Raw genomic sequence first — 24,117 nt, 5'->3', positions numbered from 1 at the left:
GTGCTACCTGTAGGTCAGGATGCGCAGCATAGCAGAGCTTTTGCAAAATAAAAAATTCAACAAATACAGTTAGTTACATTGTTTTGGTGATGTTGTTTGTCGGGTTGGTCTGGCGTCCTTTGCCCGGCTGTGAGAATCTCCGCGCCCCTTGAAGCGGGCGCAAGCGGTTTATCCCCGCATTTATGATGCAAGCAAACCCTGTCCTGGAGCCTTGATGGCGCGATTTTTGTTGGTCTTGAGCCTGCTGTTGCTGCCATTAGTGGCGGCTGCGCGCGTGGCTGGACCTCTGGAAATTGGCAAGCCCGTGGCGACACGCGATCTGGAGAACATCCGCGCCAGCGGTGAATTGCGCGTTTTGATTAACCAGAGCCGCAACAGCTCTGGCGAGGTCAAGGGTGAGAGCATTGGCGTTGAGTACCATCGTCTTCGGGCTTATGAGCAGTTTCTCAATCGTGAGTCGCGTAACGGCAGGCAGCTGAAGCTGAAAATTATCCCCAAGGCCAAGGATCAGTTACTGGGTGCTTTGCAGCGCGGTGAGGGTGATCTGGTCGCGCCAGGTGAACTGCTGGATGTGCGCGGGGGCGCGCAGGTGACGGCAAGTAAACCTATCCGCGAAAACGTTCCGGTGGTTCTGGTCGGACGCGTTGGCGATCGTCGTTACACGCGCCTGGAGCAATTATCCGGGCGCAGCATTGCCTTGCCCGCAGGCAGCGTAGCGGGCGCTGCGATTCAGGCGCTCAATAGCACGCTTCTGATGAAAAAAATGGCGCCTATCGTGATCGAATGGGTGGACCCGACGCTGGCCGTTGAGGATGTGCTGGAGATGGTCCAAGCCGGGATTTTCAACGTCACGGCAGTCGAATTGCCAATTGCCCAGCGCTGGGCCAAGGTCATGCCCAAACTGCGCATCGAGTACAAACTGGTGCTGTCCAAAGATGGCGATATGCGTTGGTTTGTGCGCCGTGATGCGCCGTTGCTGAGTGCCAGTATTGACCGTTTCTTTCGTGCCTACCGCAGCCCCGTCGATCCGGATACTGCATTCCAGCGCGTTTACCGGCGGCTCTACAAAGTGCATTACCCGCTGGGCAGAACCGAGCGCAAGCGTTTGGAGTCGGTGCGCCCAGTGTTGCAAAAACATGCGCAAGAGCAGGGCTTCGACTGGCTGACGCTGGCAGCGCTGGCGTTCAAGGAATCAACGCTAAATCCGGCTGCGCGAGGCTATGGCGGCGCGACCGGGTTGATGCAGGTGACGCCAATCGCGGCACGGAGCGTGGGCGTGAGCAATATCGGTGTTCTCGATAACAATGTGCGCGCCAGTGCCCGCTATCTGGCGAAGATTCGCCGCGGCTTTTTCAGCAGCGCTCAGCTTAACGAACGTGAGCGGATGGCCTTTGTTCTGGCGGGCTACAACTTGGGCCCGCAACGTGTACAAAGCATGCGCGCCGAGGCCAAGCGGCGCGGCCTGAATCCCAATCAATGGTTCTTTCAGGTTGAGCGGATCGCGATGGAGCAGATGGGAATGGGCGTGGTGAGCTATGTTAATAGTGTGAACAAATACTATTTGGCATTTTCCCGTGAGCGGTACCTGCTAGAGCCGCACAAGGGTGAAGTGAGTTCGCGTAAATAATCGAATAATTTGATTTTAATTAGCGATTTTATCCGCTTTGATTATCTAATTTTGTGGTTAGTATAGCGTCCATCAACTCTCACTCAGGGCAATAAACATGAACAACCTACTGCACAAAATCACCGCTACCCAAGCCGGTTATGGCCTGACAATTCTGCGTATTGTCGTGGGCTTGATCTTCGCCGCGCACGGCGCTCAAAAACTCTTTGGCTGGTTTGATGGTCCAGGTCTGGCCGGTGTCGCGGGGTGGCTGGAAAGCCTTGGCATGACGCCTGGCTACCTGCTGGCTTTGCTCAGCGGCAGCGCCGAGTTCTTTGGTGGCCTGGCTTTAGTTATCGGCTTGCTGGTGCGCCCGGCTGCTGTAGCGCTGGCATTCACAATGGTGGTGGCGATTTTCTCGGTGCATATCGGCAATGGCTTGTTCATGAGCAACAACGGTTACGAATTCGCCCTGACCTTGCTGGTCGCAAGCCTGGCGATTCTGCTCGAAGGTGCCGGCAAGTTGTCTGTCGATCAGCAACTGGCTGACTGACCTTAACCTGCCTGGCAAAAGCCCGCCCCAGCATGAGTCCGTGCCGGGGCGGGCTTTTTAATGACTGCTTTTTCGGGTTGATGGGTGATTGTGCTGGATTGACGATTGACAGTTCGCGCCAGCTTTCACTAGGATTGCCGCAAGCGCCGATTTAAACAGCTACTTGCGGGGCGCCGGGACCATCGATTTATCGACTCCCTGAGGAGCGCTCAGCCGAGACTCCGAAATACCGCTAAAGCGCTGGTTCGGTGTCGCCTCCCACCGCTGCCCAGCGGAATCTCTGAGGCGAAGAGTCGAGCATGAACTGTCCCCAAACGCTGGAACGTTGCACCCCGGTCACCTCTGATCGGTCACTCCCCACTCCGAAAATTCTCCTCGCAGGCAATAATCAGCCCGGCTTGTTACGCCATCTCGATGGCTGGCCAGCGCGCTGGGGTGGTTCGCGAACGTTTCTGATTCACTTTGCTGAAAATGCCCAGGGCCTGGCGAAATTCGCCAACAACAGCTTCGATATGGCGGTGCTGCAGGCGCCTGCTGCCAGCGAGCTGGAAGATGCGGTGAAGCAACTGGTGCGAGTCGCCAAGCAGGGCCTGATAACCCGCAACTGATTGCGCGGATCAGGGATACTCAATGGCGATGATGTACCAGTTCTTCTCGCCAGTCGGGGTCTGTACGCAGACCTCGGCGTCGAGTGACTTGCCGATCAGGGCGCGGGCCAAAGGGGAGTCGATGCTGATCAGATTGAGTTTCAAGTCCAGCTCATCAGGGCCGACGATGCGGTAGCGTGATTCATTGCCGCCATCATCTTCAAGCGTCACCCACGCGCCAAAATACACTTTGTCCGGATCACTCGGCTTGGCGTCGACCACTTTCAGGCTTTCGAGGCGTTTGGTCAGAAAACGCACGCGGCTGTCGATTTCACGCAGCATTTTCTTGCCGTAGGTGTACTCGGCATTCTCCGAACGATCGCCTTGTGCTGCGGCTTCGCTAACCGACTGAGTAATTTGCGGGCGACGCACATGCCACAGTTCATGCAGCTCGGCGCGCAGGCGGGCCTCGCCTTGCGGGGTGATCAAGGCGGTGCCTGCAGTGCGGGGAGGGCGATAGCGGCTCATGCTGGAAAAACTGCACAGTGGAAGATGGCGACGATAGTATCAGCCCTCACGCAATACTGTGAGCGGGCTGCTGTTGAGGGCTTTGCGGGTGCCCCAAATACCGGCCGCACCGACTGCCAATGCGCCGATCACCGGCAGAATCAGCAGCCAGGGATGGGGCGACCACTCAAGGTTGAAGGCGTAGCGGTAAAGCAGGTAGCTGATCAACTCACAGCCAAGTGCGGCCAGCACACCACTGGTGGCGCCCAGCATGGCGAACTCCGCGCGGCGGGCATTGATCACTATCTTTCGTTCAGCGCCGAGAGCACGCAGCAGCGCGCCTTGGCGAATGCGTTCATCGAGGGTGGTTTGCAAACCGGCGAACAGCACGGCAAAACCGGCGGCCAACACAAACGCCAAGACAAACTCGATGGCCAGTGTCACCTGCGCCAGAATGCTGCGCAGTTGGCTCAGCAAGGCATCGACTCCGAGCAAGGTCACCGCCGGGAAGGCGCGGGATAATTCGACCAGCTGCTTGTCGTTGCCCGCTGGCAGGTAGAAGCTGGTGAGGTAGGTCACTGGCATGTCCTGCAACGTGCCTGGCTCGAAGATCATGTAGAAGTTCGGCTGGAAGTTGTTCCAGTCCACGCTGCGCAAACTGGTTACGCGCGCTTCACGGTTTAGCCCGCCGACATTGAACGTCAGGGTGTCGCCAATCTTCAGTTCAAGGTTTTCGGCGAGCTTCTCTTCGACCGAGACGCCGGGTATTTCGCGCTTCTCCTGGCTCCACCAACTGCCGGCAACCAACTGGTTGTCACCCGGCAGATCCGCCGCCCAGGTCAGGCTCAGATCACGCTGGGTCGCCCGCTCGCCACGGCTGTCCTTGCTCACGAGTTGGCGTACGGCTTGGCCATTGATCGCAGTCAAACGGCCTGGAACAACGGGATAGAGCGGGGCTGCGTGCGGTGATATGGCTTGCAACTGTTGGGCAAACGCTTCTTTCTCGGCCGGTACGATATTCAGCGCAAACTGATTGGGCGCGTCAGCTGGCAGTTGGTCTTGCCAGGTGCTCAGCAACTCAATACGCAGCAAGGCAATCAGTGCCATCGCCAGAATGATCAAGCCGAATGCCAACGATTGCCCGGCAGCGGCGATCGGGTGGCGCAGCAGTTGGCCCAAACCAAGGCGCCACGGCAATGAGGCCTGCGCCATGATCCGGCGCAAGCTGCGCAGGGCTAAAAGCAGCAATCCGCCCAGTAGACATGCTGTTAGCAGGCCGCCGCCAAGCAGCGCCAGCGTCAGCGGTAAATCCAGGCTCAGGCGCCACATGATCAGGCCAAGCGCCAACAGCGCAGCGCCGTAGACCAGCCAGGAGCTTGCCGGCACGGGCAGCATGTCGCGCCGTAATACGCGCAGCGGAGGGACTCGGCCCAGGGCGGCAAGTGGCGGCAGGGCAAAGCCTGCAAGGGCGACAAGACCTGTTGCGATTCCCGCCAGTGCAGGCCAAACGCCCGCAGCGGGGATTTCACCTGGCAGCAGGCCGTCGAGTAGGAAGAACAAACCGTACTGGGCGAGCCAGCCGACGAGTGCGCCGCACAGGCAGGCGCTGAGTCCCAGCAAACCCAGTTGGATGCTGTAGAGCGTCAGCGCTTGCCGGCGCGACAGGCCGAAACAGCGCAGCAGGGCGCTGGCATCAAAGCGCCGCGCGGCAAAACGTGTGGCGGATAGGGCGACAGCAACCCCGGACAACAGCACAGCGGCCAGACTGCTGAGGTTCAAATAGCGTTCAGCGCGCCCCAATGCACCGCCGATCTGCCGATTACTGTCGCGGGCGCCCTGGATGCGTTGGTTGGCTGCCAGTGTCGGTTGTAATGCCGTCTTGTACTGCGCCAGAGCGTCACTCTCGCCGCTCCATAATTCAAAGTATTTAACCCGACTGCCCGGCTGCACCACGCCAGTAGCGTCCAGGTCAGCAAGATTGATCAGCACGCGCGGCGTTAGGCTGTAAAAGTCACCGCCGCGATCTGGCTCGTAGGTCAGCACGCGGCTCAGGCGCAGGGTCTTGTTGCCGACATCGATGCTGTCGCCTGCTTTGAGATTGAGCGCGGCAAACAGGCGCGCCTCGGCCCATGCCTCGCCAGGCTTTGGCCCGGCAGATACTTGTTCTTGCGCGTAAGGTTGCGCCGCGCTCTTTAGCCGGCCTCTTAATGGGTAGGCTTCATTGACTGCCTTGACGCTGGCCAGCTGGATGCCGGTATCGGTGGCGATAACGCTGGAAAATTCTACGCTGCTGGCGTGGTTAAGACCGAGCGCCAGACCTGCCTCGATTTGTTCAGGGCTGGCCTGCGTGCTGGCACTCAAGCGCAAGTCGGCGGCGAGGAATTCACTGGCGCGCAATTGCATGCCGCTGTTCAGGCGCGCACTGAAGTAGCCAATCGCGGTACTCGCGGCCACTGCCACCAGCAGGGCAAAGAACAGCACGCGGATTTCTCCGGCGCGTGCTTCGCGAAGTAATTGGCGTAAGGCAAGTTTGAACAGGCGCAGCAGCGGCAAGTTTGTCATCAGTAGGCCTGTTGGCCAACCAACTGGCCCCCTTCGAGGCGAATCAGGCGGTTGCAGCGTTGCGCCAGATGTTCGTCGTGGGTGACCAGCACCAGTGTCGCGCCACGTTCCTTGTTCAGCTCGAACAACAGGTCGCTGATATGCGCACCCGTGTGGCTGTCGAGGTTGCCTGTGGGTTCGTCGGCGAACAGCACATCCGGTTGCGCCGCAAATGCGCGGGCAATTGCGACGCGCTGCTGTTCACCACCGGAGAGTTGGCGGGGGTAATGACTGAGGCGCTGGCCCAGGCCGACCCGGTCAAGCAGCTCGGCGGCTTGCTGGCGCGCATCGGCTCGGCCTTCAAGTTCGAGTGGCAGCATCACGTTTTCGAGCGCATTGAGGCTGTCGAGCAGTTGGAATGACTGAAACACAAACCCCACATGTTCAGCCCGGACGCGGGCGCGCTGGTCTTCATCGAGGCTGGCGAGATCATGCCCGGCCAGATCAATCGAGCCGCTGCTGGGTAAGTCTAGGCCGGCCAACAGGCCGAGCAGGGTGGATTTTCCCGAGCCGGAACTGCCGACAATTGCCAGGCTGTCGCCCGCAGCAAGTTGCAGTGATAAATCGTCAAGTATGGTTAACTGGCCTTCAGCGCTGGGCACCACTTTGCTAAGGTTTCGCGCGCTGAGAATGTGTGAGCTCATGGAGAATCCAATGCAGAAAAGGTTAATCGGCTTCGCCCTGATCATGTTGCTTTGGGGGCAAACCGCCGCGGCCAGTACGGTGCTGGTGGTTGGAGATAGTATCAGTGCCGCTTTCGGGCTGGATACCCGTCAGGGTTGGGTTGCTTTGCTGCAGGAGCGGATGGCTGCCGAGGGGTTTTCCGAGCACGTGGTGAACGCCTCAATCAGCGGCGATACCACGGCTGGTGGGGCTTCGAGGCTGCCTACGCTGCTTCAGGAACATAAGCCTAAAGTGGTTGTGGTGGAACTGGGCGGCAATGACGGCCTGCGCGGTTTAGCCCCCGTGCAAATGCAACAAAATCTTTCTTCGATGATTGAGCAGTCGAAGCAGGCCGGCGCCGAAGTGCTGCTGCTGGGCATGCAGTTGCCCCCTAATTACGGCAAGCGCTACACGACGGCTTTCGCCAATGTGTTTAGCGACTTGGCCCGTGAACAGCAAGTGGCGCTGGTGCCGTTTTTGCTTGAAGGGGTGGGCGGCGTGCCGCGCCTGATGCAGGCGGATGGCATTCATCCGGCCGCCGAGGCGCAATCAATACTGCTCGAAAATGTCTGGCCGCAGCTTAAGCCACTGCTCTGAGCCGAGGATTGCGTGCACTGGATTCCTGTGGGCGCTGGCTCGTTGATACGGGTGCTGCACAATCAATGCGCAAAAAATACGCTCGATGGCAGTGAAAGACACTGAAAATGGGCTTTTCTGTCACCCGTCTTTCGGCTAATGTTGCGCGCCCATTCAGGAGCCCTTGATGTCGCGCCATTCTTGGTCTTTGCACGCTTACCATTTGATCGAGCCTGACGAGCAGCTAGACCTGTTCGCCTGCCGTGAAGTGCGCGTGCACCTGGCAGCTCGCCAGATTGAGCTGGGTAGCGTGGCCGACCGGACTCTGTGCGGCGGCTTTCTGCCGGCGCAACCGCTTTGGAAGCCCGTTGACAAGCCGACGCTGCGTGACAAGCGCCTCTGCGTCGCTTGTCGCGAGGTGCTCGAGGCCCAGCGCAGGGGTGAACGACTCGGCTGGCCAGAGGTCTGAAATTCTCCAGCGGTATCGGCGCAGGTGTACACTTAAATGCTTTCTCCCAACCATTCTTTAATCAAGGATTTCCGGATGTTGTCGCGCATGCATGCCGTCGCCCGTTGCCTCTCAGTTGCCTCGCTGTGTCTGGCGGCTGGTTCTGCCTTTGCCCTCGAGTTTCCTCTGCCGCCAGCTGGTGACGACATCATCGGCGAAGTGCGGGTGGTCAAGGCAAAGTACGAAGACACCTTCGCTGACCTCGGCACCGCCAACGACCTCGGTTATTCGGAAATGCTGGCGGCCAACCCGGGCATCGATGCCTGGCTGCCGGGTGAGGGTTCAGAGGTTATCCTGCCGACGCGCTTCATTCTGCCGCCAGGCCCGCGTGAAGGGATCGTGATCAATCTGGCTGAGTACCGCCTGTACTACTTCCCCAAGGGCCAGAACAAGGTTTACACCTACCCGCTGGGCATTGGTCGTGAAGGCTGGGGCTCACCCGTGGCCAACGCGCGTATTACTGACAAGATCGCCAATCCGGCCTGGTATCCGCCCAAGTCGATTCGCGAAGAGCACGCTGCCGATGGCGATCCACTGCCAACGGTCGTGCCGCCAGGCCCGGACAATCCATTGGGCCCGTACAAAATGCGTTTGTCTGTACCGGGTTATCTGATTCATGGCTCCAATAAGAAGTTTGGTATTGGTATGCGCGTCAGCCACGGCTGTTTCCGCATGTTCAATAACAATGTCCTGGAATTGGCGGCGATGACCAAAGTCGGTACTTCGGTGCGCATCATTAATGAGCCCTACAAGTTCGGCCGCAGTAACGGCAAGATCTACTTAGAGGCGCACGAGCCGCTGGATGACAGCGGCAATACTTCGATCGTTGACAAGCACACGGCCGTTATCAATGCCCTGCTCAAGAGCGATGAGTTGAGTGGCCTGCATCTGGATTGGGATGTGGTGCGTGAAGTGGTTGCAGCGCAGGATGGCCTGCCCATCGAAATCGCTGAACAGAGCGTAGCCCCGCAAGCAGAGCAACTCGGCGCTTATTAAGTAAAGCGGCGTAAACAAAACCCGTAGTGCTCAACAGCCTGCGGGTTTTTTATTACACGGCTATTAACCCCGCCCGCTGTTTTACGCTTAAACGCCAGGCAATAAAAAAGCCGACCCATAAACTGGGTCGGCTTTCTTTAATAACCCGGGGGTTATTACTTGCGGCTGGCTTTGTCCAGCATACGCAGAGCGCGCTCATTGGCTTCGTCAGCAGTTTGCTGAGCCTTCTGAGCAGCTGCCATAGCTTCGTCAGCCTTGCGATAGGCTTCGTCAGCACGGGCTTGTGCACGAGCAGCGGCGTCTTCAGTTGCGGTCAGACGTGCTTCAGTTTCTTTGGACATGCTGCTGCAACCGGTAGCCAATACTGCGGCCAAAGCCAGAGCAGAGAATTTCAGAACGTTGTTCATCGTGTTCCCCTTAAGAGAGCGAGTTTTTCCATAAGAGCATATTCCCAGTAGCGGGAAAATAGCCGCGTACATACTACCCATAACTTGTAGTAAGTAAACGGAGAAGACGCAAGTCAGAGCACTATTTTTTTCACTTCCAGGGAAAATTTCATCTTTACCGAACAAAGTGGATGAAAAGTAATCAAAGGCCGTTGGCCTGTCGCGTTAGGGGCGCTTTGTTGATATAAAACAGCTGTTCGATTTTTCTTCGGAAGAGTCCGCGCTAGATAACAATAAGATTGAATTGGAGAGCAGTATGTTAGGGAATTTTGGCTTGCTTGCAGGCTTGGTCTTACTGATGTTCATGGCCCTGCGTGGGGTCAATATTTTCATCGCGGTTGTACTTTGCTCGATTGTCGTTGCGCTGACCAACAACTTGCTTGTGCCGCAGGCCCTGCTCGAGTTTTTCCCCTTCGGGCCGCTGGGTGCATTCACCTTCGCCGGTAAGTTCTTTCTACTATTCGTCTGTGGCGCCATCTTTGGCAAAGTGATGGCCGTAAGCCAGGCGGCTAACAGCATTGCCATGATCATCACGCGCAAGCTTGGCGTTGAGCGCACGCTCTGGGTGGCGATGCTGGTATGCGCCTTGCTAACTTACGGTGGCGTGGTGGTGTTTGTGGTGATCTTCACCATGTATCCACTGGGCGTGAGCATGATGCGCGAAGCTGACCTGCCGAAGCGTCTGTTTTGTGCGGCTACAGCGCTTGGGGCGGGTACATTCACCATGACGGCCTTACCCGGCACTCCTTCGATTCATAACGTCATTGCCGCGACAGCATTGGGCACCGACCTGTTTGCAGGCGCCTGGATTGGTCTTTTCGCCAGTGCGCTGATGATCGTTCTGGGCATGGCCTATGTGCAGCGCGAGTGGCGCCTGGCCAAAGCGCGCGGGGAAGGCTTTGAGGCCAATGCGCAGGATGAGCGCATGGAGCAGTTGGCCAACACCTCCGGCAGTGGCCCGCATTGGGGGCTGGCGCTGGTGCCGATTGCGCTGGTATTGGGGATTATCGTGTTGCCGCGCCTGTTCTTGCTGGCCGGTATTGATCCGGCAGGGTCCGGCGCTTTCGCGCAGGTACTGAACTTTAGTCAACGCCAACCGATTCTCTGGCCGAGCCTTGCTTTGATTGTCGCCACGCTGGTTGCTATCGCCTTGTTTCCGGGCCTGCGCCGTAACACTCTGGCTACTTTGGGGCAGGGCGCTGACGATGCGATCATGCCGCTGCTGAACACCGCAGCGGTTATCGGCTTTGGCGGTGTGGTGACCCATACCGCTGGCTTTTCGCAGTTCGCCAACTGGATTCTTGAGGTCGACATGCCAGCTTTGCTCTCCGTGTTCACGTCGGTGAGCGTGGTGTCCGCCATCGTCGGTTCATCGTCGGGCGGGTTGCAAATCTTCATGCAGACGCTGGCGCCCAAATACCTGGACATGGGAATTGAGCCTGAGGTTTTGCACCGGATCGCCAATATTGCATCGGGCGGCTTTGACTCGCTGCCGCATTGCGGCGCCGTGATCGCCATGTTGATGATCATGGGGCTCACCCACAAACAGGCTTACAAGGATATGTTTGTGGTGACTGTGTGCATTCCGGTGGTGGCGGTGCTGAGTTGCATTGCCGTTCTTAGCATTGTCTAAGTTATTGATTCTATTTGGTTGTTAGGGAGGCTGGTGATAAGCTCGGGGTGATTTTTGACGGCAGCGCCAGAAAGCGCGAATATATTGCCAATAATTACCCCGCCAGATAAATGCAGAAACGCTGTGTTTATCAGCGGAGTTGGCAGCGCAGATGCGCTGCTTCCGACTTAGCGTATTTGGCAATCAGTATTGCCTGTTCAGACGCACACGTGCCGGTTGATCCGAGCAAACCCTGGCAGAACATTGCGTCTTACCGAGCAGTCGTCGCCCAAATAATTAGATCGACGCGGATGCAGTATCAGTCCGCCAGAGGAGTAACAATGAGCGAGGCGTTATCCATTCTCCATGACCAGGCAGGTCACCAGTTTGAGACCACAGTGGACGGTGATCGTGCTTATTTGGCCTATATGGACTTGGGTAAGCAAACGCTGGATATCTACCGCACATTTGTGCCCAACTCTTTGCGCGGGCGCGGTATTGCTGCGGCGTTAACTGAGCATGCGCTGCAGTATGCTGATCGCATGGGTTACTCGGTGATTCCGTCGTGCTCGTATGTAGAGCGCTACATGGAGCGCCGTCAGCGCGACAACGCCGAAAGCTGATTGGTTTACCTACAAAAACGCCGGGCAATGCCCGGCGTTTTTGTAGGTGCTGAAAACTCAGGCGCGGTCACGCTTGGGCAGCACGTCTTTGAGCTTAGTACGCATGTCACGCAGCGTCTTGGCCGTTGTGTCCCAGTCGATACAGGCATCGGTGATCGAAACACCGTACTTGAGCTGGTCGAGATCTTTAGGGATCGACTGGCTGCCCCAACCAATGTGGCTTTCCACCATGAGGCCGACAATTGACTGATTGCCTTCAACAATCTGGTTGGCAACGTTGTCCATGACCAGTGGCTGCAGGGCCGGGTCCTTGTTGGAGTTGGCGTGGCTGCAGTCAACCATCACATTCGGGCGAATGCCGGCTTTAGTCAGCTCTTGCTCGCAAACAGCAACGCTGACTGAGTCGTAGTTAGGCTTGCCGTTGCCACCGCGCAGGACCACGTGACCATAGGCGTTGCCTTTGGTGGTGACGATAGACACGCCGCCTTGTTGGTTGATGCCGAGGAAACGGTGCGGGCTGGAGACTGACTGCAGGGCGTTGATAGCCACGGTCAGGCCGCCGTCGGTGCCGTTCTTGAAACCGACCGCCGAGGACAGACCCGAGGCCATCTCGCGGTGAGTTTGCGATTCGGTGGTACGCGCGCCGATTGCCGACCAGCTGATCAGGTCCTGCAAGTACTGCGGGGAGATCGGGTCGAGTGCTTCGGTCGCGGTTGGCAGGCCCATTTCTGCCAGATCGCGCAGCAGGGTACGGCCAATGTGCAAGCCATCCTGAATCTTGAACGAGTCATCCAGATACGGGTCGTTGATCAGGCCTTTCCAGCCAACGGTGGTGCGCGGCTTTTCAAAATAAACGCGCATAACCAGATACAGCGTATCGCTTACTTCAGCTGCCAGCGCCTTGAGGCGTTCGGCGTAATCATGAGCCGCTTTGATATCGTGAATAGAGCAGGGACCCACCACCACAAACAGACGGTGATCTTTGCCATCCAGAATATTGCGAACAACTTCGCGGCCCTCAGAGACGGTTTTCAGCGCTGCTGCCGTCAGGGGGATTTCCTGCTTGAGTTGTTCGGGGGTGATGAGCGTCTCGTTGGAGGCAACGTTAAGGTCATCAATTGGTAAATCAGCCATCGTGCTTCTCATCAGTCAGAGTCATCAGGTCACGGGTGCCGGCCGCCAGCGTTCCCCGTGTGGCGGAGCACAGCAATTTGGGCACAGCGGGGAACCAGAACCTTAGCGCGTAACAGGCGCGGGAGACAATGGGTTCAGGGGCGATTAATCCGGCTAATGGCGCGGAATTTGACGATGCACAGGGTTGATCGTAAAAAATTGGCCGCTTTGGCCTGATTCTGCAGTCGTTTTGAGCGGCTATCGTCGGCTGAATAAGGCGTTTTGGTGGTGGATGCTGTGCCGCAAAACGTCACAATTGCTGCTGGCCGGGCTGCCCAAACTGGGCGGCGTGTTCGGCAACCCACTCAGCCGCGATACTTTCGCAGCACAGAGGCACGCCGAGTTCCTGTTCGCGCTGCAGGCGGTAGTGCTCAATCTGGCAGACCTGCTCCACCATGCGTGCGCGAAACAGGGTGTCTTGATCTGTAAAAGCGACCCCGACCAGATATTCAGCGCCTTGTTGCTGGCACCACGCGACAACACCCGCGCAGAACACATCGTCTCCGAGCAGACGAATGCGCAATTCAACGGCCGCGCCACGGCGAAATGCACGCGGGGAGTTACAGGCGATCCCGCCAAGACTTATATTGTGCAGGCGCTGGCGAGGCGGTGCGGGTTGCCTGCATAGACGCAACTCGACAGGAATACTGCTTGGATGGCGCAAAAAACTCCGCATTCGGGAACACTCCACATGTATCGACTGCAAGCGAATCAAGGGTCCAATTTTGCCGGAGCTTGAACTCACAGATTTTGATGCCGATCAGCAATTGCTGGCTTTGCCTGGCATCTCCCTCGTGCTATTTACCAGCATAGGTTGTGCCAGTTGCCGATATGCGCGCGCTCATTTACCGCACATGGCGTTACCTGTTGATCGGCTGGCGTGGATCGATGCGGCTGACAATGCGGGGCTGGTGCAGCGCTATGAGGTATTTCACTTGCCCGCGCTGTTTGTTGTGCGCGATGGCGACTTTTACGGCGCCGTGCAGGCGCGTTTGAATCTTCACGAATTAACGAACGCCGTGGACGGCGCATTAAGCCGTCCGGCTGAGGAGCTTCCCTGATGTCGAGCAACACAAAACCGCGTATTGGCATTGTCGGTACCGGCGCAATTGGCGGTTTTTATGGCGTAATGCTGGCGAAAGCGGGCTTCGATGTGCACTTTTTACTGCGCAGTGAATACGCCGCTGTCGAGCAGAACGGCCTGCAAATCAATAGCCAGGTACATGGCCCGATGACGCTGGCGCCTGTGCAGGCTTACCGCTCAGTTGAAAACATGCCGGTGTGCGACTGGTTGCTGGTGGGGGCTAAAACCACCAGTAATGGGGAACTGGCCCCAATTATCAGCCAGCTCGCCGGGCCGGATTGCAAGGTGATATTGCTGCAAAACGGCTTGGGCGTCGAAGAGGCCCTGCGTCCGCTGCTGCCGGACACGCTGCACCTGTTGGGCGGGCTTTGCTACATCTGCGTGGCGCGATCGGCGCCGGGCGTGGTTGAGCATCAGGCGTTAGGCGCAATCAATCTCGGTTACCACTCCGGGCCTGCTGATGCGGCGCAGCGTCAGGCGATTCTTGAGCAGGGCGTCGGATTGTTCAAAGCTGCCGGTATCGACAGCGCGCCAATGGCCAATCTGGAGCAGGCGCGCTGGCAAAAGCTGGCCTGGAACGTGCCCTACAACGGTTTGTCGGTGCTGCTCAATGCCGACACCCAAGCCATGATGGCCAACCCGGACAGCCACGCACTGGTCGCTGCAATGATGCAGGAAGTGGTCGACACTGCAGCTGCCTGTGGCCATCAGCTGCCAGAAGGCATTGTCGGCAAATTGTTGGGCGCGACTGCGCGCATGCCCGAGTATTTGCCTAGCATGTACCATGACTTCGCCCATCGCCGTCCGGCAGAGCTGCCAGCCTTGTATCAGGTGCCACTGGCGGCGGCCAAAGCGGCGGGCGTGAGCATGCCCAAAGTCGAAGCGCTGTATCAGGCTTTGCGGTTTCTCGAGCAGCGCAACAATTGATAACGAGGTGGTAATGGCCAAGGTAATGAGCGACAAACTGGTGCTGGCAATTTCCTCGCGGGCATTATTTGACCTCAATGAAAGCCATCGCGTTTACGAAAGCGAAGGCGTTGAGGCGTACCGCCAATACCAGATCGCCCACGAAGACGAAATTCTTCTGCCGGGCGACGCCTTTCCTTTGGTCGAAAAGCTGCTGGGGCTGAACAAGGCGCTGGGTCAGCCACGGGTCGAGGTGATTCTGGTCTCGCGCAACAGCGCTGACACAGGCCTGCGTGCGTTCAACTCGATCCAGCATTATGGGCTGGGCATTTCCCGCGCCGCATTTGTCGGCGGCCGCAGCCCGGACCCGTATCTGGCGGCCTTTGGTTGCCACCTGTTCTTGTCCACCCATGCTGAAGATGTGCGCAGTGCCTTGCGGGCCGGTTTCGGCGCCGCGACGATTTTGTCCGGTGGGCCGCGACGGGCCGCCAGCAATGAACTGCGGATTGCATTTGATGGCGATGCGGTGCTGTTCTCGGATGCCTCGGAGCGGGTGTTTCAGGAGGCCGGGCTGGAGGCATTCCAGACCCACGAACGCAACTCCGCCAGAGAGCTGCTACCCGGTGGCCCGTTCAAGCCGTTTCTGGCGGCGCTGCACCTGCTGCAGCAGGAGTTTCCGGAGGAGAGTTGCCCGATCCGCACTGCGCTGGTGACCGCGCGTTCTGCGCCGGCTCACGAACGCGTTATCAGAACCTTGCGCGACTGGAACATCCGCCTTGACGAATCGTTCTTCCTAGGCGGATTGGAGAAATCGAAAATTCTCGAAACCTTTGCCGCCGATGTGTTCTTTGATGATCAGGCCGGGCATTGCGAGAAAGCCAGCAAAGTAGTAGCCACTGGCCATGTGCCGCATGGCATCAGCAACGAGCCACACCTCTAAACGGCAGCCACGGCTGGATTTGGCGGCCTTTATTGCCATCGCCTTATAGCCACTTGTCCTAAAAGCTGGGCTTTTTGTTGACTTGTTGGTAGCGCTGCTAAGCTCAAGAGCAAGGGTTCGTTGGCAGTGGAGGCCGTATGGTTCGAACGATTTTATATGCCACCGATCTAGGGCTCTACGCCCCGTATGTGTTGCAACATGCACTGGGGTTGGCGCGCAGTTTTAACGCCAGGCTGTATGTTGTGCACGCGGTCGAGCCAATCGGCTTGTTTGCCGAGTCGGTGTTGAAAACCTACCTTGATGAAGAGCGGATGCAGGAGTTGCGCACAAGCGGCTTGAGCACTGTTATGGCGAGCATTGAGACGCGCGTGTTAGAGGGTTTTCGCGACGAGTTGGGCGAGATGTCCGATGATCTCGACTTGATTACCGGCGTGCGCGTTGTGCAGGGCGACCCGCCACTGATGATTCTTGAGGAGGCGCAGAAACTCGACGTCGACTTGCTGGTCGTAGGCAGTCACAGCCACGGCACGGATATGGACATTCCGATGGGGCGCACAGCCCTGAGGTTGGTGCAGTTATCTGAAGTTCCGGTGTATATGGTGCCCATGCTGCAACACCGGGGTCGCCCTGATCTTTGAGCGATAGCGGATAAAAATTAAATTTATGGTCAGTTTGGATCAATTGAACCATTCTTATGGTTATATGCGGCAGCCGCCAATTGAATGGCTGCTCAACTGCTTTGAGGGATAGTTATGAAGCTTCAGCAATTGCGCTATATCTGGGAGGTTGCGCACCATGATCTCAACGTTTCCGCCACTGCGCAAAGTCTGTACACCTCTCAGCCCGGCATCAGTAAACAGATCCGCCTGCTCGAAGACGAACTAGGCGTTGAGGTGTTTGCCCGCAGCGGTAAACACCTGACTCGTGTAACGCCTGCAGGCGAGCGGATTATCACCACCGCTGGCGAGATTCTGCGCAAGGTCGAAAGCATCAAGCAGATCGCCCAGGAATTCTCCAACGAGAAGAAAGGCTCGTTGTCTATCGCCACCACCCACACCCAGGCGCGCTATGCCTTGCCGCCGGTGATCAGCAGCTTTATCAAGCAATACCCGGATGTTGCCCTGCACATGCACCAGGGCACGCCGATGCAAATTGCCGAAATGGCCGCTGACGGCACGGTGGACTTTGCTATCGCCACCGAAGGTCTTGAGTTGTTCAATGATCTGGTGATGATGCCGTGCTATCGCTGGAACCGCTGTGTGGTCGTGCCGCAAGGCCACCCGCTGACCAAGCTGCCGAAACTCACCCTGGAAGCCCTGGCTGAGTACTCGATTGTCACCTACGTGTTCGGGTTTACCGGCCGTTCCAAGCTGGACGAGGCTTTCAGCCATCGCGGCCTGTCGCCCAAGGTGGTGTTCACCGCAGCCGACGCCGACGTGATCAAAACTTATGTGCGCCTTGGCTTGGGTGTGGGCATTCTTGCCAAGATGGCGGTGGATGCTGCGCACGATCCGGATCTGGTGGTACTCGATGCCAGCGAATTGTTCGAGTCGAGCGTTACCAAAATCGGTTTCCGTCGCGGCACATTCCTGCGCGGCTTCATGTGCGACTTCATCGAGAAATTCGCCCCGCACCTGAGCCGTGACATGCTCGCCAAGGCTGTGGCCTGCCACAACAAATCCGAGCTGGAAGAGCTGTTTGCCGACGTCGAATTACCGACTTACTGAGGCCTGAGATGCAACAAAGCCCTGATCGTAAAATCAGGGCTTTGTCGTTTACAGCGGGTTAAAACCCGGCGAGCGCCGCACGTAGAAAACGCGGTGCAAGAAAACTCAGCGTGCTTGCAACGCGCTCATCCCGCCAGGCGCATTTCTAGAACGAGTCGCCGGGCACCCGCACCCAGCCTTCCATCAGTACCCGTGCACTGCGGCTCATGATGGCCTTGGTGACTTTCCATTCGCCGTTCTCTTGCGTGGCTTCTGCGCCTACACACAAAGTGCCCGACGGATGCCCGAAGCGCACCTCGTTGCGCGCCTTGGCGCCGGCTGCGGTATTCACCAGCGTGCCGGGAATAGCCGCTGCAGTACCGATAGCCACCGCTGCCGTACCCATCATGGCGTGATGCAACTTGCCCATCGACATGGCGCGTACCAACAGTTCGCAGTCGCCCGCATTGAGCAACTTGCCACTGGACGTGGTGTAGGCGGCCGGCGGTGCAACGAATGCAACCTTGGGTGTGTGCTGGCGTTTGGCGGCTTCATCAATGTGGCTGATCAGGCCCATGCGCAGCGCTCCGTGGGCGCGGATCGATTCGAACATGGCCAGCGCTTTCGGGTCGCTGTTAATCGCTTCCTGCAACTCGGTGCCGGTGTAACCAATGGCTTCGGCGTTGACGAAGATGGTCGGAATGCCGGCGTTGATCATTGTCGCCTTGAGCGTGCCAATGCCCGGCACTTCCAAGTCATCTACCAGATTGCCGGTGGGGAACATTGAACTGCCTGCGCCGTCATCCTCATCGGCAGCCGGGTCGATGAATTCAAGCTTCACTTCGGCGGCAGGGAAGGTTACGCCGTCGAGTTCGAAGTCGCCGGTTTCCTGGACTTCACCGTTGGTAATCGGCACGTGAGTGATGATCGACTTGCCGATGTTGGCCTGCCAGATGCGCAGCGTGAGGATGCCGTTCTGTGGAATGCGGCTGGCATCAACCAAGCCCTTGCTGATCGCGATCGGGCCAACGGCGGCTGACAGGTTGCCACAGTTGCCGCTCCAGTCGACGAAGGCTTTGTCGATGGACACCTGGCCGAACAGATAGTCGATGTCGTGATCCGGCTGGCTGCTTTTGCTGATGATCACAGTTTTGCTGGTGCTGGAAGTGGCGCCGCCCATGCCGTCAATTTGTTTGCCGTACGGATCAGGGCTGCCGATAACGCGCATCAGTAAAGCGTCGCGCGCAGCACCGGCGACCTGGGCCGATGGCGGAAGCTCTTGCAGGCAGAAAAACACGCCTTTACTGGTGCCGCCCCGAACGTAAGTCGCCGGGACTTTGATTTGCGCTACATGAGGCATGTGGGTTATGTCCTCTGAAACTGCGTGAAGTGGGGGCTCGCTGCGCGCTGAACATAGCGCCTTGAACCGTCACTGGAAGAGGGCGGTCTCGGCGAATTGCTCCGCCGTGACCGCGACAGGCTTACGAGACGTTTGCGGACTCTAGGAAGTCCTGCGCGAAGCGTTGCAGCACACCGCCTGCCTCATAAATCGACAGCTCTTCAGCGGTGTCGAGGCGGCATGTCACGGGCACCTCAACGCGTTCACCGTTTTTGCGGTTGATCACCAGCGTCAGGGTGGCGCGTGGTGTGCGCTGGCCAATCACGTCGTAGGTTTCGCTGCCGTCAATTTCCAGCGTCTTGCGGGTTGTCCCCGGCAGGAATTCAAGTGGCAACACGCCCATGCCGACTAGGTTGGTGCGGTGGATACGTTCAAAACCTTCAGCGGCAATGGCTTCAACACCGGCCAGACGCACGCCTTTGGCCGCCCAGTCACGGGATGAGCCCTGGCCGTAGTCGGCACCGGCGATGATGATCAGCGGTTGCTTGCGCTCCATGTAGGTCTCAATCGCTTCCCACATACGCGTGACCTTGCCTTCCGGCTCAATGCGCGCCAGAGAACCTTGTTTGACCACACCGTTTTCAACCACCATTTCGTTGAGCAGTTTCGGGTTGGCAAAGGTTGCCCGTTGTGCGGTCAGGTGATCGCCGCGGTGGGTGGCGTAAGAGTTGAAGTCTTCTTCCGGCAAACCCATTTTGTGCAGGTATTCACCGGCCGCGCTGTTGAGCAGGATCGCATTCGACGGCGACAGGTGATCAGTGGTGATGTTGTCTGGCAGCACGGCGAGTGGGCGCATGCCTTTAAGCGTACGCTCACCAGCCAAAGCACCTTCCCAGTAGGGCGGACGACGGATGTAGGTGCTCTGTGTGCGCCAGTCGTACAGCGGCTCGACCTTCTCGCCATTGTCGGCTTCGATGGCGAACATCGGGATGTAGACTTGGTTGAACTGGGCCGGCTTGACGCTGGCATTCACCACTTCATCAATCTCTTCATCCGATGGCCAGATGTCTTTCAGGGTAACGGCGTTACCGGCCTGATCGATGCCGAGAACGTCTTTTTCGATGTCGAAACGAATGGTGCCGGCAATCGCGTAGGCAACGACCAGCGGCGGTGAAGCCAGGAAAGCCTGTTTGGCGTACGGATGGATACGCCCGTCGAAGTTGCGGTTACCCGACAGCACTGCGGTGGCGTAGAGGTCGCGGTCGATCACTTCCTTCTGGATTACTGGGTCCAGTGCGCCGCTCATGCCGTTGCAGGTGGTGCAGGCAAAGCCGACTATGCCAAAACCGAGCTGTTCCAGTTCGGTCAGCAGGTTGGCTTCTTCAAGGTACAACTGCACTGCTTTCGAGCCGGGGGCCAGTGAGGTTTTAACCCATGGTTTGCGGGTCAGGCCGCGCGCATTGGCGTTGCGGGCGAGCAGGGCTGCAGCGATTACGTTGCGCGGGTTGCTGGTGTTGGTGCAGCTGGTAATGGCCGCGATGATTACCGCGCCATCCGGCATCAGACCGGCTTCGTTCTCAACCACGCCAGAGATGCCCGCTGTGGCGAGGTCTGTGGTGGCGACGCGCTTGTGCGGGTTGCTTGGGCCGGCGATGTTGCGCACCACCGAAGACAGATCGAAGTCGAGAACGCGCTCGTACTCAGCGGTTTTCAAGTCGTCCGCCCACAGGCCCGTAACCTTGGCGTAGTTCTCGACCAGTTTGACTTGCTCCGGCTCACGGCCTGTCAGCGTCAGGTAATCGATGGTGTGTTGGTCGATGTAGAACATCGCCGCTGTCGCACCGAATTCCGGGGTCATGTTCGAGATGGTTGCCCGGTCACCGAGGGTCAGGGCGTCGGCGCCTTCACCGAAGAACTCAAGGTACGAGGAAACAACTTTCTGGCTGCGCAGGAACTCGGTAATCGCCAGCACGATATCGGTGGCGGTGATGCCCGGTTGGCGTTTGCCCGACAGGCGTACGCCGATGATATCCGGCAGGCGCATGTAGGAGGCGCGGCCGAGCATTACGCTCTCGGCTTCCAGGCCGCCGACACCAATGGCAATCACGCCCAAAGCATCGACGTGCGGGGTGTGGCTGTCGGTGCCGACCAGCGTGTCCGGGAAGGCAACGCCTTCGCGTGCATGAACCACGGGCGACATCCGTTCCAGGTTGATCTGGTGCATGATGCCGTTGCCGGGCGGGATAACGTCGACGTTCTTGAAGGCCTTTTTAGTCCACTCGATGAAGTGAAAGCGGTCTTCGTTACGACGGTCTTCGACGCTGCGGTTTTTGGCAAAGGCGTCTTTGTCATACCCGCCAAATTCGACGGCCAGCGAGTGGTCGACAATCAGCTGAGTGGGCACGACGGGGTTAACTTGCGCGGGATCACCGCCTTTCTCAGCGATGGCATCGCGCAGACCCGCCAGGTCGACCAATGCGGTTTGGCCAAGAATGTCGTGGCACACCACGCGCGCCGGGAACCAGGGAAAGTCGAGGTCGCGCTTGCGCTCAATCAGCTGGCTCAGGGCCGCGTTGAGCATGCTCGGGTCACAGCGACGCACCAGGTTTTCAGCCAATACGCGAGAGGTGTACGGCAGTTTTGCATAGGCACCGGGCTGGATCGCATCAACAGCCGCACGGGCGTCGAAGTAATCCAGCACGCTGCCGGGAAGATTCTTGCGAAATTCAGTGTTCATAGCGTTGGGCTCAATCAGGTAATCGACAATGACCGGTCGGGGAGGGGCTTATCGCGCCACCTCCCCGCTAGCAATTAGCGCTGCTCTAGCGGCGTTACTGCGCGTTGCTCTACACCGGTGTATTCCGCGCTGGGGCGAATAATCCGGTTGTTGGCGCGCTGCTCGAATACGTGTGCGGTCCAGCCACTCACCCGCGAGCAAACGAAGATCGGCGTGAACAGCTTGGTCGGGATGCCCATGAAGTGGTAAGCCGAGGCGTGATAGAAGTCGGCGTTGGGGAACAGTTTCTTTTGCTCCCACATGACCGCGTCAATGGCTTCGGATACCGGGAACATCACAGTGTCGCCCACTTCATCGGCCAACTGCTTGGACCAGCCTTTGATGACCTCGTTACGCGGGTCTGAGTCTTTGTAGATCGCGTGGCCAAAGCCCATGATCTTGTCTTTGCGGGCGAGCATGTCCAGCGTGCCAGCAGTGGCGGCCTCGGCCGATGCGAACTTCTCGATCATCTCCATTGCCGCTTCGTTGGCGCCGCCGTGCAGTGGGCCGCGCAGGGAGCCGATGGCTGCCGTAACGCAGGAGAAAATATCCGACAGGGTTGAGGCGCAAACGCGGGCGGTGAAGGTCGAGGCGTTAAATTCGTGCTCAGCGTAGAGAATCAGCGAAACGTTCATCACCTTAACGTGCAATTCGCTCGGCGCTTTGCCGTGCAGCAGCTGGAGGAAGTGGCCGCCAATAGTGGCCTGGTCGCTGTTGCAGTCGATACGCACGCCATCATGGCTGAAGCGATACCAGTACGTCATGATCGCCGGGAACGCGCCGAGCAGACGATCAGCCTTGTCGCGTTGCTCGTCGAAGCTGTGCTCTGGTTCGAGATTGCCAAGTATCGAGGCGCCGGTACGCATGACATCCATCGGGTGAGCTTGCGCCGGAATGCGCTCAAGCACTTCTTTAAGCGCCTGGGGCAGATCGCGCAGCTTGTTCAGCTTGCTCTGATAAGCGCTGAGCTCGGCCTGATTTGGCAGCTCGCCGTAGAGCAGCAGGTAGGCGACTTCTTCAAAGATGCAGCTGCTTGCCAAATCGCGCACATCATAGCCGCGGTATGTCAGGCCTGCGCCGGTCTTGCCGACGGTGCACAGTTCGGTCTGGCCGGCGACCTGGCCACGAAGGCCGGCGCCACTGAGTACTTTTGCTTCAGCCATTGTTAGATCCTCATCATCTTGAAATTGTTGTTCGGGTCGATGTTGGAATGCGCGGCTCAGTTCTTTTTCTGAGCGAACAGGGCATCCAGGCTTTGCTCGAAGGCGTGGTAGTTAATGCGATCGTAAAGCTCCATGCGCGTTTGCATGGTGTCGATGACATTCTTCTGGGTGCCATCGCGACGCACGGCTTCGTAGACGTTTTCGGCAGCCTTGTTCATGGCGCGGAACGCCGAGAGCGGGTAGAGCACCAGCGATACATCGGCAGAGCGCAGTTCGTCAGTGGTGAACAGCGGGGTCGCGCCGAACTCGGTGATGTTGGCCAGAATCGGAGCGTTGACCTTCTGCGCAAACAACTTGTACATCTCAAGTTCTGTAATGGCTTCCGGGAATACCATATCGGCGCCGGCTTCAATACAGGCGGCGGCGCGGTCCAGCGCAGACTCCAAACCTTCAACGGCCAGGGCGTCGGTGCGCGCCATGATCACGAAACTGTCATCGGTGCGTGCGTCTACCGCAGCCTTGATCCGGTCGACCATTTCCTGCTGCGAGACGATTTCCTTGTTCGGGCGGTGGCCGCAGCGCTTGGCGCCAACCTGATCTTCGATGTGAATGGCGGCTGCGCCAAACTTGATCATCGACTTGACCGTGCGCGCAACGTTGAACGCCGACGAGCCGAAGCCAGTGTCGACATCGACCAGTAGCGGCAAGTCGCAGACATCGGTAATGCGGCGCACGTCGGTGAGCACGTCATCGAGCCCGGTGATGCCCAGATCCGGAAGCCCCAGCGAGCCTGCAGCAACACCGCCGCCCGACAGGTAAATAGCTTTGAAACCGGCACGTTTTGCCAGCAGTGCGTGGTTGGCGTTGATCGCGCCAATGACCTGCAACGGGTGCTCTTCGGCTACGGCATCGCGGAAACGCTGGCCTGGGGTTTTCAAACTCATGACTCACCTCTGGTTTTGGCTGTCTTGGATTCTGCGTCTAGATAATGACGCTCAATGTTGCGCTTCGATGCGCCGATGTGACGGCGCATCAGCAGTTCCGCCAGCTCACCGTCACGGTCAGCAATGGCGTCGAGAATTCGGTGGTGTTCGGCAAACGCCTGGCGCGGGCGATTGGGGGTGGCGGAAAACTGAATGCGGTACATGCGAACCAGTTGATAAAGGTCGGAGCAGAGCATTTGCGTCAGCGTTCGGTTGCCGCTGCCCTGAATGATCCGGTAGTGGAAATCGAAGTCGCCTTCTTGCTGGTAATAGCCATTGCCCGCCTGAAACGCCTCATCACGCTCATGGGTGTCGAGTACGTGGCGAAGCTCATCAATCTCGGCCTGGCTCATACGTTCGGCAGCAAGCCGGCAAGCCATACCTTCTAGAGATTCGCGTATTTCATACAGCTCGATCAGTTCGCTGTGGTTCAGAGACACCACGCGCGCGCCGACGTGAGGGATGCGCACCAACAGGCGTTGGCCTTCCAGCCGGTGAATGGCTTCGCGCAACGGGCCGCGGCTTATGCCGTAGGTGCGCGCCAGCTCAGGTTCGGAAATTTTGCTGCCGGGGGCTATCTCACCCTTGATGATTGCAGCCTGAATGCGCCGGAAAACCTGCTCTGAGCGCGTTTCAGAATCTTCGCCATGATTTAGAGGGACTTCGACGGTATCGAGCATATTGTCAACAATGGCTGTTTTATTTAGGCAAAAAATACCTTTTTGAGCGGGAATGGTCAATCATGCGATTAAGATTGTCGACAGTTTTC

24 protein-coding genes are annotated in these 24,117 nt (G+C 58.1%); 13 read left to right on the top strand and 11 right to left on the bottom strand.

Features of this window, described 5'->3' with window-relative positions; all coding sequences use genetic code 11:
• Nucleotides 1-214: 214 nt before the first annotated feature.
• The 3 genes from PMYSY11_RS13100 to PMYSY11_RS13090 all read left to right on the top strand — a co-directional run bounded on the left by PMYSY11_RS13100 (nucleotide 215) and on the right by PMYSY11_RS13090 (nucleotide 2,767).
• Nucleotides 215-1,627 (top strand): MltF family protein, encoded by a 1,413-nt coding sequence (locus PMYSY11_RS13100; RefSeq protein WP_069898721.1) that lies wholly within the window; start codon nucleotides 215-217, stop codon nucleotides 1,625-1,627.
• 97 nt (nucleotides 1,628-1,724) lie between these two features.
• Entirely contained in the window at nucleotides 1,725-2,159 is a 435-nt protein-coding gene (locus PMYSY11_RS13095; protein ID WP_069898719.1) for a DoxX family protein, read from the top strand.
• A 299-nt stretch (nucleotides 2,160-2,458) separates the two neighbouring features.
• The gene (locus PMYSY11_RS13090) at nucleotides 2,459-2,767 is read left to right on the top strand and encodes a class I SAM-dependent methyltransferase (protein ID WP_150549445.1); all 309 of its coding nucleotides are present in this window, start codon (nucleotides 2,459-2,461) and stop codon (nucleotides 2,765-2,767) included.
• 9 nt (nucleotides 2,768-2,776) lie between these two features.
• Here PMYSY11_RS13090 and greB read toward each other — a convergent pair whose 3' ends face one another.
• From greB to PMYSY11_RS13075, 3 genes are read right to left on the bottom strand one after another with little or no spacing between them, the layout of a single operon-like run.
• On the bottom strand, nucleotides 2,777-3,274 hold the full coding sequence (greB, locus tag PMYSY11_RS13085; protein WP_150549444.1) for a transcription elongation factor GreB: 498 nt from the start codon (nucleotides 3,272-3,274) through the stop codon (nucleotides 2,777-2,779).
• A gap of 39 nt (nucleotides 3,275-3,313) precedes the next feature.
• Complete coding sequence (locus tag PMYSY11_RS13080) at nucleotides 3,314-5,815, bottom strand: ABC transporter permease (RefSeq protein ID WP_150549443.1); 2,502 nt, start codon at nucleotides 5,813-5,815, stop codon at nucleotides 3,314-3,316.
• On the bottom strand, nucleotides 5,815-6,498 hold the full coding sequence (locus tag PMYSY11_RS13075; RefSeq protein ID WP_150549442.1) for an ABC transporter ATP-binding protein: 684 nt from the start codon (nucleotides 6,496-6,498) through the stop codon (nucleotides 5,815-5,817). The genes PMYSY11_RS13080 and PMYSY11_RS13075 overlap by 1 nt, the downstream gene beginning before the upstream one ends.
• Nucleotides 6,499-6,508: 10 nt before the next feature.
• Between PMYSY11_RS13075 and PMYSY11_RS13070 the strand changes: the two genes are divergently transcribed.
• The 3 genes from PMYSY11_RS13070 to PMYSY11_RS13060 all read left to right on the top strand — a co-directional run bounded on the left by PMYSY11_RS13070 (nucleotide 6,509) and on the right by PMYSY11_RS13060 (nucleotide 8,597).
• The gene (locus PMYSY11_RS13070; RefSeq protein WP_170860523.1) at nucleotides 6,509-7,114 is read left to right on the top strand and encodes an arylesterase; all 606 of its coding nucleotides are present in this window, start codon (nucleotides 6,509-6,511) and stop codon (nucleotides 7,112-7,114) included.
• 166 nt (nucleotides 7,115-7,280) lie between these two features.
• Complete coding sequence (locus tag PMYSY11_RS13065) at nucleotides 7,281-7,562, top strand: hypothetical protein (protein ID WP_069898707.1); 282 nt, start codon at nucleotides 7,281-7,283, stop codon at nucleotides 7,560-7,562.
• A gap of 75 nt (nucleotides 7,563-7,637) precedes the next feature.
• Entirely contained in the window at nucleotides 7,638-8,597 is a 960-nt protein-coding gene (locus tag PMYSY11_RS13060) for a L,D-transpeptidase family protein (protein WP_069898705.1), read from the top strand.
• Between the two features lie 155 nt (nucleotides 8,598-8,752).
• Here PMYSY11_RS13060 and oprI read toward each other — a convergent pair whose 3' ends face one another.
• Nucleotides 8,753-9,004, bottom strand: a complete 252-nt coding sequence (gene oprI, locus PMYSY11_RS13055) for an outer membrane lipoprotei OprI (protein WP_069898703.1) — start codon at nucleotides 9,002-9,004, stop codon at nucleotides 8,753-8,755.
• Nucleotides 9,005-9,299: 295 nt separating this feature from the next.
• Here oprI and PMYSY11_RS13050 point away from each other — a divergent pair, with 295 nt between their 5' ends.
• Nucleotides 9,300-10,676: a GntP family permease gene (locus tag PMYSY11_RS13050; RefSeq protein WP_150549441.1), complete on the top strand. Its 1,377-nt coding sequence runs from the start codon at nucleotides 9,300-9,302 to the stop codon at nucleotides 10,674-10,676.
• Nucleotides 10,677-10,996: 320 nt separating this feature from the next.
• Entirely contained in the window at nucleotides 10,997-11,278 is a 282-nt protein-coding gene (locus PMYSY11_RS13045; RefSeq protein ID WP_069898699.1) for a GNAT family N-acetyltransferase, read from the top strand.
• A 57-nt stretch (nucleotides 11,279-11,335) separates the two neighbouring features.
• Here PMYSY11_RS13045 and PMYSY11_RS13040 read toward each other — a convergent pair whose 3' ends face one another.
• Both PMYSY11_RS13040 and PMYSY11_RS13035 read right to left on the bottom strand, forming a co-directional pair.
• The gene (locus tag PMYSY11_RS13040; protein WP_069898697.1) at nucleotides 11,336-12,412 is read right to left on the bottom strand and encodes a 3-deoxy-7-phosphoheptulonate synthase; all 1,077 of its coding nucleotides are present in this window, start codon (nucleotides 12,410-12,412) and stop codon (nucleotides 11,336-11,338) included.
• 289 nt (nucleotides 12,413-12,701) lie between these two features.
• The gene (locus PMYSY11_RS13035) at nucleotides 12,702-13,127 is read right to left on the bottom strand and encodes a PilZ domain-containing protein (protein ID WP_069898695.1); all 426 of its coding nucleotides are present in this window, start codon (nucleotides 13,125-13,127) and stop codon (nucleotides 12,702-12,704) included.
• On the opposite strand from PMYSY11_RS13035, the gene PMYSY11_RS13030 reads away from it, so the two are divergent.
• The 5 genes from PMYSY11_RS13030 to cysB all read left to right on the top strand — a co-directional run bounded on the left by PMYSY11_RS13030 (nucleotide 13,126) and on the right by cysB (nucleotide 17,108).
• Nucleotides 13,126-13,512: a YbbN family protein gene (locus PMYSY11_RS13030; protein WP_150549720.1), complete on the top strand. Its 387-nt coding sequence runs from the start codon at nucleotides 13,126-13,128 to the stop codon at nucleotides 13,510-13,512. The genes PMYSY11_RS13035 and PMYSY11_RS13030 overlap by 2 nt on opposite strands.
• Nucleotides 13,512-14,462: a putative 2-dehydropantoate 2-reductase gene (locus tag PMYSY11_RS13025; protein WP_150549440.1), complete on the top strand. Its 951-nt coding sequence runs from the start codon at nucleotides 13,512-13,514 to the stop codon at nucleotides 14,460-14,462. Before PMYSY11_RS13030 ends, PMYSY11_RS13025 begins: the two co-directional genes overlap by 1 nt.
• A gap of 13 nt (nucleotides 14,463-14,475) precedes the next feature.
• A complete protein-coding gene (locus PMYSY11_RS13020; RefSeq protein ID WP_069898689.1) occupies nucleotides 14,476-15,381 on the top strand; it encodes a 5'-nucleotidase in 906 nt (301 codons plus the stop codon).
• A gap of 137 nt (nucleotides 15,382-15,518) precedes the next feature.
• The gene (locus tag PMYSY11_RS13015; RefSeq protein ID WP_069898687.1) at nucleotides 15,519-16,019 is read left to right on the top strand and encodes a universal stress protein; all 501 of its coding nucleotides are present in this window, start codon (nucleotides 15,519-15,521) and stop codon (nucleotides 16,017-16,019) included.
• 114 nt (nucleotides 16,020-16,133) lie between these two features.
• Nucleotides 16,134-17,108 (top strand): HTH-type transcriptional regulator CysB, encoded by a 975-nt coding sequence (cysB, locus tag PMYSY11_RS13010; RefSeq protein ID WP_069898685.1) that lies wholly within the window; start codon nucleotides 16,134-16,136, stop codon nucleotides 17,106-17,108.
• A gap of 145 nt (nucleotides 17,109-17,253) precedes the next feature.
• On the opposite strand, the gene prpF is transcribed toward cysB, so the two are convergent.
• From prpF to PMYSY11_RS12985, 5 genes are all read right to left on the bottom strand, one after another.
• Nucleotides 17,254-18,447 carry a 2-methylaconitate cis-trans isomerase PrpF gene (prpF, locus tag PMYSY11_RS13005; protein ID WP_150549439.1) on the bottom strand — a complete coding sequence of 398 codons (1,194 nt, stop codon included), beginning with the start codon at nucleotides 18,445-18,447 and terminating at the stop codon, nucleotides 17,254-17,256.
• A 121-nt stretch (nucleotides 18,448-18,568) separates the two neighbouring features.
• The gene (gene acnD / locus PMYSY11_RS13000) at nucleotides 18,569-21,163 is read right to left on the bottom strand and encodes a Fe/S-dependent 2-methylisocitrate dehydratase AcnD (protein ID WP_150549438.1); all 2,595 of its coding nucleotides are present in this window, start codon (nucleotides 21,161-21,163) and stop codon (nucleotides 18,569-18,571) included.
• A 74-nt stretch (nucleotides 21,164-21,237) separates the two neighbouring features.
• A complete protein-coding gene (prpC, locus tag PMYSY11_RS12995) occupies nucleotides 21,238-22,365 on the bottom strand; it encodes a bifunctional 2-methylcitrate synthase/citrate synthase (protein ID WP_150549437.1) in 1,128 nt (375 codons plus the stop codon).
• 56 nt (nucleotides 22,366-22,421) lie between these two features.
• A complete protein-coding gene (prpB, locus tag PMYSY11_RS12990; RefSeq protein WP_069898679.1) occupies nucleotides 22,422-23,309 on the bottom strand; it encodes a methylisocitrate lyase in 888 nt (295 codons plus the stop codon).
• On the bottom strand, nucleotides 23,306-24,028 hold the full coding sequence (locus PMYSY11_RS12985; protein WP_069898678.1) for a GntR family transcriptional regulator: 723 nt from the start codon (nucleotides 24,026-24,028) through the stop codon (nucleotides 23,306-23,308). The genes prpB and PMYSY11_RS12985 overlap by 4 nt, the downstream gene beginning before the upstream one ends.
• Between the last annotated feature and the right edge of the window lie 89 nt (nucleotides 24,029-24,117).

Source organism: Pseudomonas marincola, from assembly GCF_900682675.2.
GTDB classification, from domain to species: Bacteria; Pseudomonadota; Gammaproteobacteria; order Pseudomonadales; family Pseudomonadaceae; genus Aquipseudomonas; species Aquipseudomonas marincola.
The sequence above is the reverse complement of the archived record's forward strand: the minus strand, read 5'-3'. Positions and strand labels throughout refer to the sequence as shown.

Coding starts and splice junctions, on each gene's coding strand:
- PMYSY11_RS13050 (WP_150549441.1), top strand. CDS start 9,300: ATGTTAGGGAATTTTGGCTTGCTTGCAGGCTTGGTCTTACTGATGTTC.
- greB (WP_150549444.1), bottom strand. CDS start 3,274: ATGAGCCGCTATCGCCCTCCCCGCACTGCAGGCACCGCCTTGATCACC.
- PMYSY11_RS13100 (WP_069898721.1), top strand. CDS start 215: ATGGCGCGATTTTTGTTGGTCTTGAGCCTGCTGTTGCTGCCATTAGTG.
- cysB (WP_069898685.1), top strand. CDS start 16,134: ATGAAGCTTCAGCAATTGCGCTATATCTGGGAGGTTGCGCACCATGAT.
- PMYSY11_RS13020 (WP_069898689.1), top strand. CDS start 14,476: ATGGCCAAGGTAATGAGCGACAAACTGGTGCTGGCAATTTCCTCGCGG.
- PMYSY11_RS13065 (WP_069898707.1), top strand. CDS start 7,281: ATGTCGCGCCATTCTTGGTCTTTGCACGCTTACCATTTGATCGAGCCT.
- acnD (WP_150549438.1), bottom strand. CDS start 21,163: ATGAACACTGAATTTCGCAAGAATCTTCCCGGCAGCGTGCTGGATTAC.
- prpC (WP_150549437.1), bottom strand. CDS start 22,365: ATGGCTGAAGCAAAAGTACTCAGTGGCGCCGGCCTTCGTGGCCAGGTC.
- PMYSY11_RS13035 (WP_069898695.1), bottom strand. CDS start 13,127: ATGCGGAGTTTTTTGCGCCATCCAAGCAGTATTCCTGTCGAGTTGCGT.
- PMYSY11_RS13045 (WP_069898699.1), top strand. CDS start 10,997: ATGAGCGAGGCGTTATCCATTCTCCATGACCAGGCAGGTCACCAGTTT.
- PMYSY11_RS12985 (WP_069898678.1), bottom strand. CDS start 24,028: ATGCTCGATACCGTCGAAGTCCCTCTAAATCATGGCGAAGATTCTGAA.
- PMYSY11_RS13075 (WP_150549442.1), bottom strand. CDS start 6,498: ATGAGCTCACACATTCTCAGCGCGCGAAACCTTAGCAAAGTGGTGCCC.
- PMYSY11_RS13015 (WP_069898687.1), top strand. CDS start 15,519: ATGGTTCGAACGATTTTATATGCCACCGATCTAGGGCTCTACGCCCCG.
- PMYSY11_RS13095 (WP_069898719.1), top strand. CDS start 1,725: ATGAACAACCTACTGCACAAAATCACCGCTACCCAAGCCGGTTATGGC.
- PMYSY11_RS13025 (WP_150549440.1), top strand. CDS start 13,512: ATGTCGAGCAACACAAAACCGCGTATTGGCATTGTCGGTACCGGCGCA.
- PMYSY11_RS13080 (WP_150549443.1), bottom strand. CDS start 5,815: ATGACAAACTTGCCGCTGCTGCGCCTGTTCAAACTTGCCTTACGCCAA.
- PMYSY11_RS13060 (WP_069898705.1), top strand. CDS start 7,638: ATGTTGTCGCGCATGCATGCCGTCGCCCGTTGCCTCTCAGTTGCCTCG.
- PMYSY11_RS13090 (WP_150549445.1), top strand. CDS start 2,459: ATGAACTGTCCCCAAACGCTGGAACGTTGCACCCCGGTCACCTCTGAT.
- PMYSY11_RS13040 (WP_069898697.1), bottom strand. CDS start 12,412: ATGGCTGATTTACCAATTGATGACCTTAACGTTGCCTCCAACGAGACG.
- PMYSY11_RS13070 (WP_170860523.1), top strand. CDS start 6,509: ATGCAGAAAAGGTTAATCGGCTTCGCCCTGATCATGTTGCTTTGGGGG.
- oprI (WP_069898703.1), bottom strand. CDS start 9,004: ATGAACAACGTTCTGAAATTCTCTGCTCTGGCTTTGGCCGCAGTATTG.
- prpF (WP_150549439.1), bottom strand. CDS start 18,447: ATGCCTCATGTAGCGCAAATCAAAGTCCCGGCGACTTACGTTCGGGGC.
- prpB (WP_069898679.1), bottom strand. CDS start 23,309: ATGAGTTTGAAAACCCCAGGCCAGCGTTTCCGCGATGCCGTAGCCGAA.